At 36.4% G+C, this 16,172-nt stretch carries 14 protein-coding genes; 13 read left to right on the forward strand and 1 reads right to left on the reverse strand.

Going from position 1 to position 16,172, the window contains the following annotated elements:
- The first annotated feature begins 9 nt into the window (after nucleotides 1–9).
- Both pyk and BK137_RS04545 read left to right on the forward strand, forming a co-directional pair.
- The gene (gene pyk, locus BK137_RS04540) at nucleotides 10–1,770 is read left to right on the forward strand and encodes a pyruvate kinase (RefSeq protein WP_038187774.1); all 1,761 of its coding nucleotides are present in this window, start codon (nucleotides 10–12) and stop codon (nucleotides 1,768–1,770) included.
- 63 nt (nucleotides 1,771–1,833) lie between these two features.
- Nucleotides 1,834–2,223, forward strand: a complete 390-nt coding sequence (locus BK137_RS04545) for an FxsA family protein (protein WP_038187771.1) — start codon at nucleotides 1,834–1,836, stop codon at nucleotides 2,221–2,223.
- On the opposite strand, the gene BK137_RS04550 is transcribed toward BK137_RS04545, so the two are convergent.
- Nucleotides 2,204–3,178 (reverse strand): AI-2E family transporter, encoded by a 975-nt coding sequence (locus BK137_RS04550; protein WP_051448783.1) that lies wholly within the window; start codon nucleotides 3,176–3,178, stop codon nucleotides 2,204–2,206. The genes BK137_RS04545 and BK137_RS04550 overlap by 20 nt on opposite strands.
- 249 nt (nucleotides 3,179–3,427) lie before the next feature.
- Between BK137_RS04550 and citZ the strand changes: the two genes are divergently transcribed.
- The 11 genes from citZ (at nucleotide 3,428) to nrdR (ending at nucleotide 16,161) form a co-directional block, all read left to right on the forward strand.
- Nucleotides 3,428–4,543 (forward strand): citrate synthase, encoded by a 1,116-nt coding sequence (gene citZ, locus BK137_RS04555; protein ID WP_038187768.1) that lies wholly within the window; start codon nucleotides 3,428–3,430, stop codon nucleotides 4,541–4,543.
- Nucleotides 4,544–4,624: 81 nt separating this feature from the next.
- Complete coding sequence (icd, locus tag BK137_RS04560) at nucleotides 4,625–5,890, forward strand: NADP-dependent isocitrate dehydrogenase (RefSeq protein ID WP_038187765.1); 1,266 nt, start codon at nucleotides 4,625–4,627, stop codon at nucleotides 5,888–5,890.
- 81 nt (nucleotides 5,891–5,971) lie between these two features.
- Nucleotides 5,972–6,910: a malate dehydrogenase gene (gene mdh, locus BK137_RS04565; RefSeq protein ID WP_038187758.1), complete on the forward strand. Its 939-nt coding sequence runs from the start codon at nucleotides 5,972–5,974 to the stop codon at nucleotides 6,908–6,910.
- 151 nt (nucleotides 6,911–7,061) lie between these two features.
- Nucleotides 7,062–7,538 carry a MaoC/PaaZ C-terminal domain-containing protein gene (locus tag BK137_RS04570; RefSeq protein ID WP_038187755.1) on the forward strand — a complete coding sequence of 159 codons (477 nt, stop codon included), beginning with the start codon at nucleotides 7,062–7,064 and terminating at the stop codon, nucleotides 7,536–7,538.
- A 49-nt stretch (nucleotides 7,539–7,587) separates the two neighbouring features.
- Nucleotides 7,588–8,301 (forward strand): response regulator transcription factor, encoded by a 714-nt coding sequence (locus tag BK137_RS04575; protein ID WP_038187751.1) that lies wholly within the window; start codon nucleotides 7,588–7,590, stop codon nucleotides 8,299–8,301.
- The gene (pnpS, locus tag BK137_RS04580; protein WP_038188370.1) at nucleotides 8,301–9,845 is read left to right on the forward strand and encodes a two-component system histidine kinase PnpS; all 1,545 of its coding nucleotides are present in this window, start codon (nucleotides 8,301–8,303) and stop codon (nucleotides 9,843–9,845) included. Before BK137_RS04575 ends, pnpS begins: the two co-directional genes overlap by 1 nt.
- A gap of 326 nt (nucleotides 9,846–10,171) precedes the next feature.
- Complete coding sequence (gene polA, locus BK137_RS04585; RefSeq protein WP_038187748.1) at nucleotides 10,172–12,799, forward strand: DNA polymerase I; 2,628 nt, start codon at nucleotides 10,172–10,174, stop codon at nucleotides 12,797–12,799.
- 12 nt (nucleotides 12,800–12,811) lie between these two features.
- Nucleotides 12,812–13,684, forward strand: coding sequence for a bifunctional DNA-formamidopyrimidine glycosylase/DNA-(apurinic or apyrimidinic site) lyase (gene mutM / locus BK137_RS04590; protein ID WP_038187746.1), 873 nt, complete (start codon nucleotides 12,812–12,814; stop codon nucleotides 13,682–13,684).
- Between the two features lie 13 nt (nucleotides 13,685–13,697).
- Nucleotides 13,698–14,294, forward strand: coding sequence for a dephospho-CoA kinase (coaE, locus tag BK137_RS04595; protein WP_038187743.1), 597 nt, complete (start codon nucleotides 13,698–13,700; stop codon nucleotides 14,292–14,294).
- A gap of 133 nt (nucleotides 14,295–14,427) precedes the next feature.
- Entirely contained in the window at nucleotides 14,428–15,450 is a 1,023-nt protein-coding gene (locus tag BK137_RS04600; protein ID WP_038187741.1) for a glyceraldehyde-3-phosphate dehydrogenase, read from the forward strand.
- Between the two features lie 243 nt (nucleotides 15,451–15,693).
- Complete coding sequence (nrdR, locus tag BK137_RS04605) at nucleotides 15,694–16,161, forward strand: transcriptional regulator NrdR (RefSeq protein WP_038187738.1); 468 nt, start codon at nucleotides 15,694–15,696, stop codon at nucleotides 16,159–16,161.
- Nucleotides 16,162–16,172: the final 11 nt, after the last annotated feature.

A 16,172-nucleotide genomic window follows, 5' to 3' on the forward strand; every position in this document is an offset into this window, starting at 1 on the left:
GTCGAGAAAATGAGAAAAACAAAAATTGTATGTACTATTGGTCCCGCTAGTGAATCGCAAGAAATTTTAGTGCAATTAATCGAAGCAGGTATGAACGTAGCTCGTTTGAATTTTTCGCATGGTAGTCATGAAGAACACGCAGCAAGAATCGAGAGCATTCGTGAAGCAGCGAAAAAGACTGGACAAGTTGTGGCTATTTTGCTTGATACAAAAGGTCCTGAAATTCGTACGCATTCAATGGAAAATGACGCTGTAGAATTAGTAACAGGTCAAACAATTGATATTTCAATGACAGAAGTACTTGGCAATAAAGAAATTTTCTCTATTACGTACGAAAAACTTATCGATGATGTTGAAGAAGGTTCAATCATTTTATTAGATGATGGCCTAATTGAATTACGTGTTACTGGTAAAGATACTGAGGCTGGAATAATTCATACTGTAGTTGAAAATGCAGGCCAACTAAAAAATAAAAAAGGCGTGAATGTACCGGGCGTTTCAGTACAATTACCAGGTATTACAGAAAAGGATGCACAAGATATTCTATTTGGTATCGAACAAGGTGTAGACTTTATCGCTGCTTCATTTGTGCGTCGTTCATCAGATGTATTGGAAATCCGTGAATTGTTAGAAAATAACAATGGTGGACATATCCAAATTATTCCGAAAATCGAGAATCAAGAAGGTGTCGATAATATCGATGAAATCATTCAAGTTTCCGACGGTTTAATGGTTGCTCGTGGTGACCTTGGAGTTGAAATTCCAGCAGAAGAAGTACCTATTGTTCAAAAAAATCTAATCCAAAAATGTAACACAGTAGGAAAGCCGGTTATTACAGCAACACAAATGCTGGATTCAATGCAGCGTAATCCTCGCCCTACTCGAGCTGAAGCAAGTGACGTAGCGAATGCTATTTTAGATGGTACAGATGCAATCATGCTTTCTGGTGAAACAGCAGCTGGACTTTATCCGGTAGAATCTGTAAAAACGATGTATAAAATTGCTAATCGAATAGAGGATTCATTGGATCACCGTGCGATCGTTAGTAAACGTAGCCGTGAGAAAGGTGCTAGCATGACTGAGGCAATTAGCCAAGCAGTTGCATACACTTCACTCAATTTACAAGTTTCAGCTATTTTAGCACCAACTGAGAGTGGCCATACAGCACGTATGATTGCCAAATATCGTCCAGGTGTACCGATTATTTCAGTTACATCATCAGAACAAACATGTCGTAAACTAGCGCTTGTATGGGGTGTATTCCCTATCGTTGGACCAAAAGTAAGTTCTACGGATGAAATTTTAGAGCTAACTGTCCAAGAAAGTTTGAACAAAGGATACGTTCACCACGGTGATCTAGTTGTAATTACAGCTGGTGTACCAGTAGGTGAAGCGGGTACTACAAACTTGATGAAAGTGCATGTAATTGGCGATATGCTTACTAAAGGTCAAGGCATTGGTAAATCTGCTGCTATTGGTAAAGCCTTAGTTGTCAGAAATGCTGAGCAAGCACTAGCGCAAGATACTGAAGGTAAAATTATTGTAACGATTGGTTCTGATCGTGATATGATGCCAGCGATCTCTAAATGCGCAGGGTTAATTACTGAAGAAGGTGGACTAACAAGTCATGCTGCAGTTGTTGGCTTAAGTCTAGGTATTCCTGTTATTGTGGGTGTGAAAGACGCTACAACAATGATTAGCGATGGACAAGAGTTATCAATCGATGCAGTATCTGGAGTTATCTACTACGGACGTTCAAGCATTTTGTAATAAATAAACAAACAACCTCAGCGCATTTGAGCTGAGGTTGTTTTTTAAAAAGAGGTGAATAAATTGCGTAAAATTCTACTATTTCTTTTACTGATTCCTATAATTGAAATCGCGGTTGTATTAATATCCGGAAAACTAATTGGTGCCATGTATACACTAGTCTTAATTATTGTCACTGGTATATTAGGAATCTATTTAGCTAAAACGCAAGGAGTTAAAGCTTTTAAGGATATTCAACAAGCGATACAAAATGGACAACCACCAGGTAATGCCATGATTAATGGCTTACTTATATTTATTGGGGGAATGTTCTTAGTCTTACCAGGCTTTGTATCTGATATTATTGGTCTTCTTTTAGTCTTTCGCCCCACAAGAAATCTCTTTAAACCACTTCTTTATTATTGGCTACGTAAAAAGATGAAAAACGGCCAAGTTATTTTGATACAAAAATAGGATGGTTTCTTAATTTAACAGCTAGTAATAATAAGAATGGACTAATTAAAATACCTGCAATGCCAAAAAGCAATAAACTAATGGCACTTATCATAAAAGCGTGAACGGATCGGATATGTAAAGTTGACGCCCACATATACGATTCAGCGAATTGTCTTGAAAGCTGAATTACCGCATAGAGAATCAATAGATATATGCAAAGTAATTGATTACCAGTTATAAAAAAATATATGCTCATTGGAATAAGGAAGATACCAATTCCTAAAAAGGGGAGACTATCTGCCACAGAGATGAGTAATGCTTTTCCAACAGGAAATGAAAAACCAAGTATCATTAAACCAACGGATAAAAGAGCAAATGTCATGAGTAACAAACGTAATTCTACTGACAGGAAATAGCCGAACAATTGAGAAGCTTCTTCATAAACTCGTTGAATAGGCTTTCTAAATCGAGCAGGTAAATAGATAAAGAACCATAGTCTATTCCTGCTTGTTTCATATAAAGCAAAATATAAGGCTACTAGATAAAAAGTAAAATTAATTAGATTATGGAAGGTGGATTGCACAATATTTACGAGCGATTCCATAGCCATATCTACTAGGGAAACAAATTTCTCTTGCAGATTCAGAAGTAGCATTGATTGCATATTAGAGAAAAACTCAACTTGGGTAATTATGCGTTTAATCTCTGGTAAAGTTTCGATTAAAACAGAAGTTAAAAAAAGTATAGTTGCGATAAAAGTGGATAAAATAATAACTTCAGTAGTTAATGCTGCAAGCCATTTAGGCAGTTTTAATATTGTGATCAAATACTTTAGTAATGGATATGCGAAATAAGCAGTTAAAATCGCAAGAGCTACAGGTAAAACTAACCAACACAACACTAATAGTAGAGCAATTAGTACGAATAATTGGATTCGGTACATGGTAGATTTTTTGATTTTTTCTTGTAACAAAACATCATCCTTTAAAAAATGTGATTTTTTCATCCTAGTTAATGTTAATTTTTTTCTACAAAATGCGATATTTCTGTCTAAATTTTGTTTTTTAAACGAAATACGGCCTTTTCATTCACAAAGCCGTCAAAATTTATTATAATAGCAATGTAAGCGATTTACTTATAGGTTCATATCGAAAAAACGTAGGTTGCATTTATGTAATTTTGTGAATGCTATCTAATACATTTGGAGAAGGAGCGATATATTATGACAGCAACACGCGGATTAGAAGGTGTCGTAGCAGCAGAGACTAAAATCAGTTCTATAATTGATGATACTCTTACATATGTTGGCTACAATATTGATGACTTAGCAGACAATGCATCTTTTGAAGAGGTAGTTTACTTACTATGGCACACACGTCTTCCTAAAGCAGACGAATTAGCTGAATTGAAACAACAATTAGCTGACAATATGGAAGTGCCACAAGCGGTATTAGATCACTTTAAAACTTATGACATCAAATCTGTTCACCCAATGGCTGCATTACGCACAGCAGTTTCTTTACTAGCTTTATATGATGAAGATGCTGAGGATATGTCTGACGAAGCAAACTATCGTAAAGCAATCAAGTTGCAAGCTAGAATTTCTACTGTTGTAACTGCGTTCTCTCGTATTCGCGCAGGTTTAGAACCAGTAGCACCTAAAAAAGAGCTAAGCTACGCTGCAAACTTCCTTTATATGTTATCTGGTAAAGAACCAGAAGCTATCGCTGTTGAAGCATTCAACAAAGCATTAGTATTACATGCTGACCACGAATTAAACGCATCTACATTTACTGCTCGTGTATGTGTAGCAACATTATCTGATGTATATTCAGGTGTTACAGCTGCAATTGGCGCACTTAAAGGTCCTTTACATGGTGGCGCTAACGAACAAGTAATGAAAATGCTTTCTGAAATTGGTTCAGTTGATAAAGTTGAAGATTATATCAACGATAAATTAGCTAACAAAGTTAAAATCATGGGCTTCGGACACCGCGTATACCGCAAAGGTGACCCACGTGCTCCACACTTAAAAGTTATGTCTGAAAAGTTAACTAAATTAACTGGACAGCCTGAATATTATGAAATGTCAGTGAAAATCCACGAAATGGTGACTGGACAAAAAAATCTACCACCAAACGTAGATTTCTATTCAGCATCTGTATACCATTCATTAGGTATCGATCACGATTTATTCACTCCAATCTTCGCAGTTTCACGCGTATCTGGATGGGTAGCTCATATCTTCGAACAATATGCTAACAATCGTTTAATTCGTCCACGTGCAGAGTATGTTGGACCAGGAATGCAAAAATATGTACCTGTAAACGAAAGATAATTGGTATAATAAAAAAGTCAAGGGCGGTGCTAGGTTTTGGCACCTGCCCTTTGATTATGAATATTAGGAGGCAATAAGTTCATGTCTAACGGTAAAATCGTAGTTGAAAATGGCGTACTTAAAGTACCAAACAATCCAATCATCCCATTCATCGAAGGTGACGGAATCGGTCCAGATATTTGGGCAGCAGCATCACGCGTAATCGATGCAGCAGTAAAACAAGCTTACAATGGCGAAAAATCTATCGAGTGGAAAGAAGTACTTGCTGGACAAAAAGCATTCGACCAAACTGGCGAATGGTTACCACAAGCAACTCTTGACGCTATCAATGAATACTTAATCGCAATTAAAGGACCTCTTACTACACCAATCGGTGGCGGTATCCGTTCTCTAAACGTAGCATTACGTCAACAACTTGACCTTTATGTTTGTTTACGTCCTGTACGTTACTTCGAAGGTGTTCCTTCTCCAGTTAAACGTCCTGAAGACACTGATATGGTTATTTTCCGTGAAAATACAGAAGATATCTATGCTGGTATTGAATATGCTGAAGGTTCAGATGAAGTTAAAAAACTTATCAACTTCCTTCAAACTGAAATGGGTGTTAACAAAATCCGTTTCCCAGAAACTTCAGGTATCGGTATTAAACCAATATCTAAAGAAGGTACACAACGTTTAGTTCGCGCAGCTATTAACTATGCTATTACTGAAAAACGCGAATCTTTAACTTTAGTACACAAAGGTAACATCATGAAGTTCACTGAAGGTGGATTCAAAACTTGGGGTTACGAATTAGCTGAAACTGAATTTGCTGACCAAACATTCACTTGGAATCAATATGATGCAATCAAAGAAGCTGAAGGCGCTGAAGCTGCTGATAAAGCACAAGCAGAAGCACTTGCTGCTGGTAAAATCTTAGTAAAAGATTCGATTGCTGATATCTTCTTACAACAAATCTTAACTCGTCCAAAAGAGTTTGATGTTGTAGCAACTATGAACTTAAACGGTGACTACATCTCTGACGCATTAGCTGCTCAAGTTGGTGGTATCGGTATCGCTCCAGGAGCTAACATTAACTATGTTAGTGGACATGCGATCTTTGAAGCTACTCACGGAACAGCACCAAAATATGCTGGACAAGATAAAGTAAATCCATCTTCAGTATTACTTTCTGGCGTTCTTATGCTTGAACACCTAGGCTGGAAAGAAGCTGCAGATTTAGTAACTGCTTCAGTAGAAAAAACAATTGCTTCTAAAGTTGTAACTTACGACTTTGCTCGTCTAATGGACGGCGCTACAGAAGTAAAATGTTCTGCATTTGCTGACGAATTAATTAAAAACCTGTAATAATTAGATTCGATGAATGAGGGGATTGGGAATTTTTTCCCTTTTCCCTCTTTATATTTATTATCAAAGGAGTGTATTCGAATGACTTTGAAACGTAGTAAAATTTCTGTAATTGGCGGGGGCTTCACTGGCGCTACATCTGCTTTCTTAGCTGCACAAAAAGAACTTGGTGATGTTGTATTAGTAGATATTCCACAAGCTGAAAACCCAACAAAAGGTAAAGCTCTAGACATGTTCGAAGCTTCTCCGGTACAAGGTTTTGACGCACGTGTAAAGGGTACTTCTGATTATGCTGATACTGCTGATTCTGACGTAGTAATCATTACTGCTGGTGTTGCTCGTAAGCCAGGAATGAGTCGTGATGATTTAGTTCTAATCAATCAAGGCGTTATGAAAGCAGTAACAAAAGAAATTGTAAAATACTCTCCAAAAGCAACAATTATCGTTTTAACAAATCCAGTTGATGCAATGACTTACACAGTTTACAAAGAATCTGGGTTCCCTAAAAACCGCGTAATCGGTCAATCGGGTGTTCTTGATTCAGCTCGTTTCCGTTCATTCATCGCTGAAGAGCTAAACATCTCAGTAAAAGATATTACTGGTGTTGTACTTGGTGGTCATGGTGACACTATGGTTCCACTTACTCGCTACTCATTTGCAGGTGGTATTCCACTAGAAAAACTAATCGCTCCTGAGCGTTTAGAAGAGATCGTTGATCGTACTCGTAACGGTGGTGCTGAAATCGTAAACCTTCTTGGTAATGGTTCTGCTTACTATGCTCCAGCTGCAGCTTTAATTGAAATGGCTGAAGCAATAATTAAAGACCAACGTCGTGTATTACCATCAATCGCTTACTTAGAAGGCGAATATGGTTACAATGATATCTACCTTGGTGTACCAACTATTCTTGGTGCTAACGGTATCGAGAGAATTATTGAATTGGACTTAACAACTGAAGAAAAAGCAGCTTTAGATAACTCTGCAGAAGCAGTTAAAAACGTTATGAAAGTTCTTGCTTAACATACTTTTATTAACGAGCAGGTTGTTACCTACTCGTTTTTTTTCTGGTATAAAAAAGTTCAGATAATATGATATATGTATGCAATCACACTGTCTTTTTTTACTGATTATTGATACTATTGAAATAACAAATTATTTAAGGGGGAATATTGTGTTACTTGGCAAGAAGGGAAAGTTAGGTAAAAAAATTGAAGAGTTGTCTGTTGGCGAATCATTACAGCTAACGGAGAAAATCGAAGATAAAGACTTACTATTATATCTCGGCTTAACCAATGACAGTAATCCTCTATACATACAACATGACTTTACCTCACAGACTAGTTTTCAAAAACCTGTAGTACCTACAATCATGTTGAATGGTGTGGTAACATCAGCTATTTCAAAATATATTCCAGGTCCTGGTTCTTATATTACTTCGCAACAATTTGAATATCCGCAACCGGTATATCATTATGATACGATTCATATTTTACTTGAAGTAACCGAAGTGAATGTAAAGCTTAACGAAGTAACTGTGAATATTGAAGGACGTAATGATGAAGACCTGATAGTGATGCAAGGTAGAGTGACAGTAAATCCGCCGAATCGTGAACAAGATGATTCTGCAAATAAGAAAGAAGAAATCTAGTAGCGAAGGTTTGAAATGGGGGTTTCAAATCAATTGCGGGGGAAAAAACATGACATATAAAATACTTGTAGTAGAAGATGAAATTTCAATAGCAACATTATTACAATACAATCTCCAACAGGCAGGATATGAAGTTGTAATTGCAAATGATGGGAAAGACGGCTTACACAAAGCAATTTTGGAAAAGCCGGATTTACTATTGTTAGACTTAATGTTACCTAAAATGGACGGCATGGAAGTTTGCAAAGAGCTACGTATTAAAAAAATTAATACACCAATTATTATGTTAACAGCAAAAGACGATGAGTTTGATAAAGTACTTGGTCTTGAGCTTGGAGCAGATGATTATATGACAAAGCCATTCAGTCCACGTGAAGTAATGGCAAGGGTTAAAGCGGTATTACGCCGTTCTAAAGTGACAGAAGTAGTGAAGGAAGAAGAAGAGCATATTGAACAAACATATTCATTTGGACAACTGCAAGTACTCCCTGATCGGTTTGAAGCTTTTTTAGGAGAGGAAGTGTTAGAATTCACTCCAAAAGAATTTGAACTACTTGTCTATTTATTAGAAAATAAAAATCGTGTGTTAACACGCGATCAGTTATTAAGTGCTGTATGGAATTATGATTTTGCAGGAGATACGCGGATTGTTGATGTGCACATTAGCCACTTACGTGAACAAATTGAAGAAAATAGTCGCAAACCAAAATTCATTAAAACAATAAGAGGTTTAGGCTATAAATTTGAGGAGCCGAAGCTATGATGAAATCTCTTAAAGCTAGGTTGCTCATTGCTTTTGGATTTCTGTATGGTACAGCTCTAGCTGGTCTTGGTTTTATACTAGGCCAGCTTTTTCCTGTATATGTAGAGGATTCTATACGCTCTAATTCTATCCGATCACATGACAATATTTTACGTGCAATAGAAAAGCAAAGAATTGATTTAACTGCAGATCAAGAACAGGCTATAATAAATGCCCTACCGCTTGATTTTGGCGGAAATGAATTTTCGGATATAAGGATTCGCCTATGGATTATGCTTATTATCACTTTGATTATAACCTTCATACTACTTATGGTTGTTACTTCGCGCTTGATAAAGAATTTGGCTCAGCCTATAGATAATGTAACAAATACAGCGTTAGAGTTAGCAAAAGGAAATTATCGTGCAAGGGCATTTGAAAATGTAGAATCACCAACAATACAACTAAGTAATGCGGTTAATGTCCTTGCCCGAAACTTGCAAGATATTATGATGATTCGCGAGATGGAGCAAGAGCGTCTAAAGACGCTGATAGAAAATATGGGTAGTGCACTTATAATGATTGGGAAAGAAGGGCATGTATCTATTGTGAATAAAGCGTTTTTAGAATTATTCGATGTGCCCTATAGTACAGTCTATAAACAGGTTTTCCGTGAGTTAGGATTACCAAATGAGCTAGAACAATTTGTTGACCACGTCTTTATGACAGAAATAACATACCGTAAACAAATGCAAATAGAGATTCAACAAGAATTCCACCATATGGAAGTATATGGAGCCCCTGTAATAGGAGAGCACGGTCACTGGCTAGGGATTGTAATTATCATGCACGATATTTCAGAATTGAAAAAGCTAGAGCAAATACGTAAGGACTTTGTAGCAAATGTATCGCATGAATTACGTACTCCTATAACATCGATAAAAGGCTTTTCTGAAACATTATTAGACGGTGCTTACAAAGAACAAGGTACATTATTATCCTTTTTAGAAATTATTAATAAAGAGAGTAATCGCCTACAGATGCTTATTTTAGATTTGCTAGAGTTATCGAAAATTGAAAAGCACGGTTTTACAGTTAATATTGAACGTACAAGTTTAAAGGATGTAATTGTAAGGGCGTCTGAAATGACAGTGCCACGTCTTGAGGAAAAAAACATATCTTTCGAAGCGGAAATTGAGCAGGATGTTGTAGTTGAAGGTGATGCAAACCGGCTAATCCAGGTTGTGATGAATTTAATGACAAATGCGACTACTTACTCACCAGAGAATACGAAAATCAAAGTAAAATTATATGAACAAAACAAAAGTGGCGTCATTGAAATAATCGATGAGGGAATTGGAATTGAAAAACCTGAAATTCCAAGAATTTTTGAACGTTTCTACCGTGTTGATCGAGCACGTAGTCGCAATTCTGGTGGAACAGGTCTTGGTCTTGCAATTGTGAAGCATTTAATAGAGGCGCACCATGGTAAAATTCAAGTGGAGAGTGAAGTTGGTAAAGGAACGACAATGCGTGTTATTTTGCCGACAAAACAACCAAATTAACACAACATTTACAATTTATATATATACTCTTCATAATCCTTTGTTAATATAATATTCGAAGCCCCCTTCAACCAGTGTTTATGGAAGTGAGAATCTAGGTTTTCCTAGATTCTTTTTTTAGGATTTAAAGAGCTGAATACAGTAATTATAAAATACGAACATTTTTTCGTATTTGCATCAGTCGTCATTTTCCTTTCTACTTACACGCGTGGTAAGATAGAAGGGAGAGACGGCTTTTTGACGTTTAGGAAAAAAGAAATTCCGTGCATAATAACATATAAAGCAAATAGCTCAAAATAGAGAAAAAGTAAGAGGAGAGAGTATATATGACAAAGGAAAAGCTACTACTTTTAGATGGCAATAGCTTAGCATATCGAGCATTTTTTGCTTTACCACTATTAACAAATGATAGCGGTATTCATACAAATGCCGTTTATGGCTTTACTACGATGTTACAGAAAATATTAGAAGAGGAAAAACCAACGAAAATGCTTGTGGCATTTGATGCTGGTAAGACAACATTCCGTCATTCTACTTACGGGGAATATAAAGGTGGCCGTCAGAAAACACCACCTGAATTATCGGAGCAATTCCCGTATTTGCGAAAATTATTAGATGCGTATTGTATTAAGCAATATGAACTGGAAATGTACGAAGCGGATGATATTATCGGTACTTTGAGTAAACAAGCTGAAGAACAAAAGCTACAAGTAATCGTTGTTAGTGGAGATAAAGACTTAACGCAGCTTGCATCAGATAATACAACTGTCTATATTACACGTAAAGGCATGACGGATATTGAAAAATATACACCGGATCATATTCAAGAAAAGTATGGCTTAACGCCAGAGCAAATTATTGATATGAAAGGTCTAATGGGTGATGCATCAGATAATATACCAGGAGTACCTGGTGTCGGTGAAAAAACAGCTATCAAATTATTAAAACAATATCCAACAATCGAAGAACTATATGAAAATGTAGAACAAGTGAGTGGTGCAAAGTTAAAAGAAAAACTTACGACCAATGAAGAGCAAGCGAAAATGAGTAAACAGTTAGCGACGATTGATCGTCAATCACCTATTACTATTACACTGGATGAATTAGTGTATGATGGTCCAAATGTAGATGAGTTGTTTTCTTTATGGCAAGATTTATCTTTTAAATCATTAATCGAAAAAAGTGAATTTCAATCAGAAGCAACAACAACAAAGGAACTAACTTTTTCTATATTAGAAGATGTATCAGCAGAGCAGTTACAAGATGCGATGGCTGTACATATTGAACTTGCTGATGAGCACTATCATACTTGCGACAGATTTGGTATTGCATTAGTTGATGACAAGCAAGCTTATTATATTCCTTACGACAAAGCAATGGCTTCAATATCATTAAAAGAATGGTTAGAAGATGCTTCAAAGCAGAAGTTTATGGTTGATTCAAAAGCCGCACAAGCCGCATTATTACGTGATGGTATTAAATTAGCAGGGGTGGAATTCGATATGCTCTTAGCTGCATATATTGTAAATCCCGCTATTCCTTCCGATGATGTTGCAACGATTTCAAAAGAATTTGGTTATACTGATGTTCTATCAAATGACAATGTATATGGTAAAGGTGCTAAGAAAGCGACTCCGGCAATAGAAGCTGTGGCGGAGCATGCTTGTCGTAAAGCCAATGCGGTATTCAGCTTGCAGCCAAAATTAGAACAACTTCTTCGAGAAAATGAACAATTTGAGCTGTATAAACAGTTAGAGTTACCACTTGCTGCGATATTAAGTGAAATGGAAAGCGAAGGTATCACAGTTGATCGTGAACGACTTGTTGAAATGGGGCATGATCTAACAACGAAACTAAAAACAATTGAAGAAGATATTTATTCAATTGCTGGCCAAGCCTTCAATATAAATTCACCGAAACAACTGGGGGTTATTCTGTTCGAAAAATTGGGCTTACCTGTTATTAAGAAAACAAAAACAGGCTATTCAACTGCAGCGGATGTATTAGAAAAATTAGAGCCAGAACACGAAATTATTCGTCATATTTTACAGTACCGTCAGCTTGGGAAGTTACAATCAACCTATATAGAAGGATTATTAAAAGAAATCCACGAAGAAGATCAAAAAATTCATACAAGATTCCAGCAAGCGTTAACATCAACAGGGCGCTTAAGTTCTACAGATCCGAATTTGCAAAACATTCCTGTAAGACTTGAAGAGGGCCGTAAAATTCGCCAAGCATTTGTTCCTTCAAATCCAGAATGGCTTCTTTTTGCAGCAGATTATTCGCAAATTGAGTTACGTGTATTAGCTCATATGTGTGGTGACGAAAACTTAATCAATGCATTCCAAAATGGTTTAGATATTCATACGAATACAGCAATGAATGTATTCCACGTAGCAGAAGAGGAAGTAACATCGGATATGCGTCGTGCAGCAAAAGCAGTTAACTTTGGAATTGTTTATGGAATTAGTGATTACGGTCTATCTCAAAACTTAGATATTACACGTAAAGAGGCGGCAGATTTCATTGAACGTTATTTCGCTAGCTTTCCAGGTGTACAGGACTATATGAAAAATATCGTGGAAGAAGCGAAGCAACAGGGCTATGTGACGACTATGTTAAATCGACGTCGCTATTTGCCAGACCTGAAAAGTTCAAACTTCAATTTGCGTAGCTTTGCTGAACGTACTGCTATGAATACCCCAATTCAAGGTAGTGCTGCCGATATTATAAAAAAAGCAATGATAGATATGGCAGCAGCATTAAAAGAACAAAATTTACAAACGAAAATGCTTCTGCAAGTACATGATGAGTTAATTTTCGAAGCACCAAAAGAGGAAATTGCTATTCTTGAAAAACTAGTTCCAGAAGTGATGGGGAAAGCATTTGAACTAAATGTACCATTGAGAGCCGATTTTGCATTTGGCCCAACTTGGTATGATACAAAATAAAGGAGTGATCGCATGCCAGAATTACCAGAAGTAGAAGGTGTTGTGCGTTCATTACAACCGGTCGTTACCGGTAAAACGATTCATCATGTGACGATTTCAAAGATTATTAAACAAGCGAAAGAGCAAGGTAAAGAGTGTATTATAAAAGCAGTTGATCCTGATTCTTTCCAACAAGCAATTGAAGGAATGACTATTAAAAGCATTGAACGTCGCTCAAAATATATTTTTTTTCATCTGGAGAAAGAAGGGAATCCATATTTGCTCGTCAACCATTTAGGGATGACGGGCGCATGGTTCCATGTATCGCAACTTAGTGATATTACAGAAGAGAAATTTCTAAAGCATGCGCATGTCTTAATCCAATTCGATGATGACAATTGGCTTGTTTATTCGGATATTCGTCGTTTTGGTGAAATGCGCTTTTTGCATGAGCTAGCAGAGCATCCGCCACTACTTGAAATGGCACCTGAACCTTTTTCAGATGAAGCACTACCTCATTTTCTTGAGAGAGCAAATCTGCCGAAGTATGCAAATAAGGCAGTTAAAGAAGTAATTATGGATGGGCATGTGATTGCAGGTTGCGGGAATATATATGCGACAGAAGTGCTGTTTAAGATGAATATTCATCCAGCTCGTAAATTGTCACGAATTAGTCAACAACGTAAAATCGAACTTTTTGAGACAATTGTTCATGTTTTGCAAGAAAGTATTGATGTTGGCGGCTCGACCATTTCAGATTACAGAAATATTAATGGTGAAGCAGGCAGTATGCAACATCGTTTGAAAATGTATGGGAAAAAGACTTGTCCGACTTGTAATGGAGATACTAAACAAAAGATAATTAGTGGCAGAAACTCAGTTTATTGCCCAAATTGCCAACATTAAAGGTGTGATATAGATGATTATTGGATTAACTGGAAGTATTGCGAGTGGTAAAAGTACAGTGGCAGAAATGCTAAAAGAGTTACATTTACCAATTATTGATGCTGATTTAGTAGCCCGAGTAGTAGTTGAACCTGGAACAGAAACGCTAAAACAAATAGTAGAAGCATTTGGCGAAGAAGTGTTGCTGGATGATGGTACTCTAGATCGTCCTAAACTAGGGAGTATTATCTTCCATGAACCTGCAGCACGTAAAACGTTAAATGATATTATACATCCGGCTATTCGCCAAGAAATGCTTCGTCAACGTGATGAGTTATTAGAAAACGGTTCAAAAGATATAGTGATGGATATTCCATTATTATTTGAAAGTCGCCTTCAACATTTCGTAGAGAAGATTTTAGTTGTAACTGTCACAGAAGAAACACAATTAAAACGTTTAATGGAACGTAATAATTTATCTGAAAAAGAAGCTATGGCGAGAATTAGTTCTCAACTACCGTTATCTGAAAAAGAAAAAGGCGCTGATGCAGTTATATATAACAATAACTCGCTTGAATCAACGAGGGAGCAATTGTATAAAATATTAGGTAAGTGGAATGTACTCAAATAGGGTATTTTAGAAAAATCAGAATTCACTAACTTTTAAATGTTCATCATAATAGGTTTTACTTTCCTCAAAATGTGTTATACTAATTTTCGAATTAATAAAATAAGTATAACGCAATTACAGGAGGATATTATTCATGACAGTTTCTATTGCTATTAACGGATTTGGCCGTATTGGTCGCATGGTGTTCCGTCAAGCGATACTTCAAGATGATTTAAATATTGTTGCAATTAATGCTAGTTACCCAGCTGAAACGTTAGCACATTTGATTAAGTATGACACAAATCACGGGAAATTTGATGGGGATGTTCAATTTGAAGAAAAAGCCCTAATCATAAACGGCAAACGTGTTGAACTTATTAGTGAACGTGATCCTTTGAACTTACCTTGGAAAGAAATGAATATTGATATCGTTATCGAAGCAACAGGTAAATTCAATGCTCGTGAAAAAGCAGCATTGCATCTAGAAGCAGGAGCTAATAAAGTTATTTTAACAGCACCTGGGAAAAATGAAGATGTAACAATTGTAATGGGTGTTAATGATGAAAAATTAGACCTTTCAAAACATGATGTAATATCAAATGCAAGTTGTACTACAAACTGTCTTGCACCAGTTGCAAAAGTATTAAATGATACTTTTGGTATTGAAAATGGCTTAATGACAACTGTTCATTCATATACAAATGATCAAAAAAATATTGATAATCCACATAAAGACTTACGTCGTGCTCGTGCATGTGCGGCTTCAATTATTCCTACTTCAACAGGAGCTGCCAAAGCTCTAACTCTAGTATTACCAGAACTAGAAGGCAAGTTACATGGTATGGCACTTCGTGTTCCAACACCAAACGTTTCGTTAGTAGATTTAGTAGTAGATTTAAACAAAGATGTTACGGTTGAAGAAGTGAATGAAGCGTTCAAAGCAGCATCAGCTGGTTCTCTAAAAGGAATCTTAGACTTCACAATGGAACCATTGGTATCAGTGGATTTTAATACAAACCCAGCATCAGCTACAATCGATGGCCTAACTACAATGGTAATTGGTAGTCGTAAAGTGAAGGTACTTGCTTGGTACGATAACGAGTGGGGATATTCAACTCGTGTTGTAGATTTAACGAAAAAAGTTGCATCTGCTCTTAAGGCTTCTGTAAACGCTTAATTTTAATATAATATTCCCCTTTCTAGTAGTGTACTAGAAAGGGTTTTTTTGTTTAAGAGTAGAAAAAACTGCAATTAATTGTGAATATATGTCTGTTTTTTCTGTTAGTAACGCCCTTATATTGGCCAAAAACAGTATCTTTATCATACATCTGAGAATTTCCACTGCATTTTTTCGATTTTTTAAGGCATTATTTGATATAATAGATAAACTAAAATGTTTTGCAATCAGGAGAGAAAAAATATGAAATGTCCAGCATGTCAGTTTAATGGAACAAAGGTTATTGATTCAAGACCAGTAGATGACAATAAAGCAATCCGTAGACGCCGAGAATGTGAATCATGTGCATATCGTTTTACTACGTTTGAAAAAGTAGAAGAAATGCCGTTGATCGTCGTGAAGAAAGACGGCTCACGTGAGGAATTTAGCCGTGAAAAAGTTTTGCGAGGTCTTATCCGAGCGTGCGAAAAGCGTCCAGTAGCACTTAATCAATTAGAGGAATTAGTATTTGCTATTGAACAAGATCTACGTAGAATTGGTAACTCAGAAGTGAAGACAGAAGATGTCGGGGAAATGATTATGGATCGTCTTGCGAAAATTGACGAAGTATCTTATGTAAGATTTGCTTCTGTATATCGTCAATTTAAAGATATTAATGTCTTTATTGAAGAATTAAAGGAATTAATAGAAAGACAATCCGATGACAAATAAATGCGATATGA

The sequence above is a fragment of the Viridibacillus arenosi genome (genome assembly GCF_001955655.1).
Classification (GTDB): Bacteria; Bacillota; Bacilli; order Bacillales_A; family Planococcaceae; genus Viridibacillus; species Viridibacillus arenosi.

Excerpts from the sequence above, each read along its gene's own strand:
- polA (WP_038187748.1), top strand. The coding sequence starts at position 10,172 with ATGACAAAGGAAAAGCTACTACTTTTAGATGGCAATAGCTTAGCATAT.
- BK137_RS04600 (WP_038187741.1), top strand. The coding sequence starts at position 14,428 with ATGACAGTTTCTATTGCTATTAACGGATTTGGCCGTATTGGTCGCATG.
- pyk (WP_038187774.1), top strand. The coding sequence starts at position 10 with ATGAGAAAAACAAAAATTGTATGTACTATTGGTCCCGCTAGTGAATCG.
- mdh (WP_038187758.1), top strand. The coding sequence starts at position 5,972 with ATGACTTTGAAACGTAGTAAAATTTCTGTAATTGGCGGGGGCTTCACT.
- nrdR (WP_038187738.1), top strand. The coding sequence starts at position 15,694 with ATGAAATGTCCAGCATGTCAGTTTAATGGAACAAAGGTTATTGATTCA.
- mutM (WP_038187746.1), top strand. The coding sequence starts at position 12,812 with ATGCCAGAATTACCAGAAGTAGAAGGTGTTGTGCGTTCATTACAACCG.
- pnpS (WP_038188370.1), top strand. The coding sequence starts at position 8,301 with ATGAAATCTCTTAAAGCTAGGTTGCTCATTGCTTTTGGATTTCTGTAT.
- citZ (WP_038187768.1), top strand. The coding sequence starts at position 3,428 with ATGACAGCAACACGCGGATTAGAAGGTGTCGTAGCAGCAGAGACTAAA.
- BK137_RS04575 (WP_038187751.1), top strand. The coding sequence starts at position 7,588 with ATGACATATAAAATACTTGTAGTAGAAGATGAAATTTCAATAGCAACA.
- coaE (WP_038187743.1), top strand. The coding sequence starts at position 13,698 with ATGATTATTGGATTAACTGGAAGTATTGCGAGTGGTAAAAGTACAGTG.
- icd (WP_038187765.1), top strand. The coding sequence starts at position 4,625 with ATGTCTAACGGTAAAATCGTAGTTGAAAATGGCGTACTTAAAGTACCA.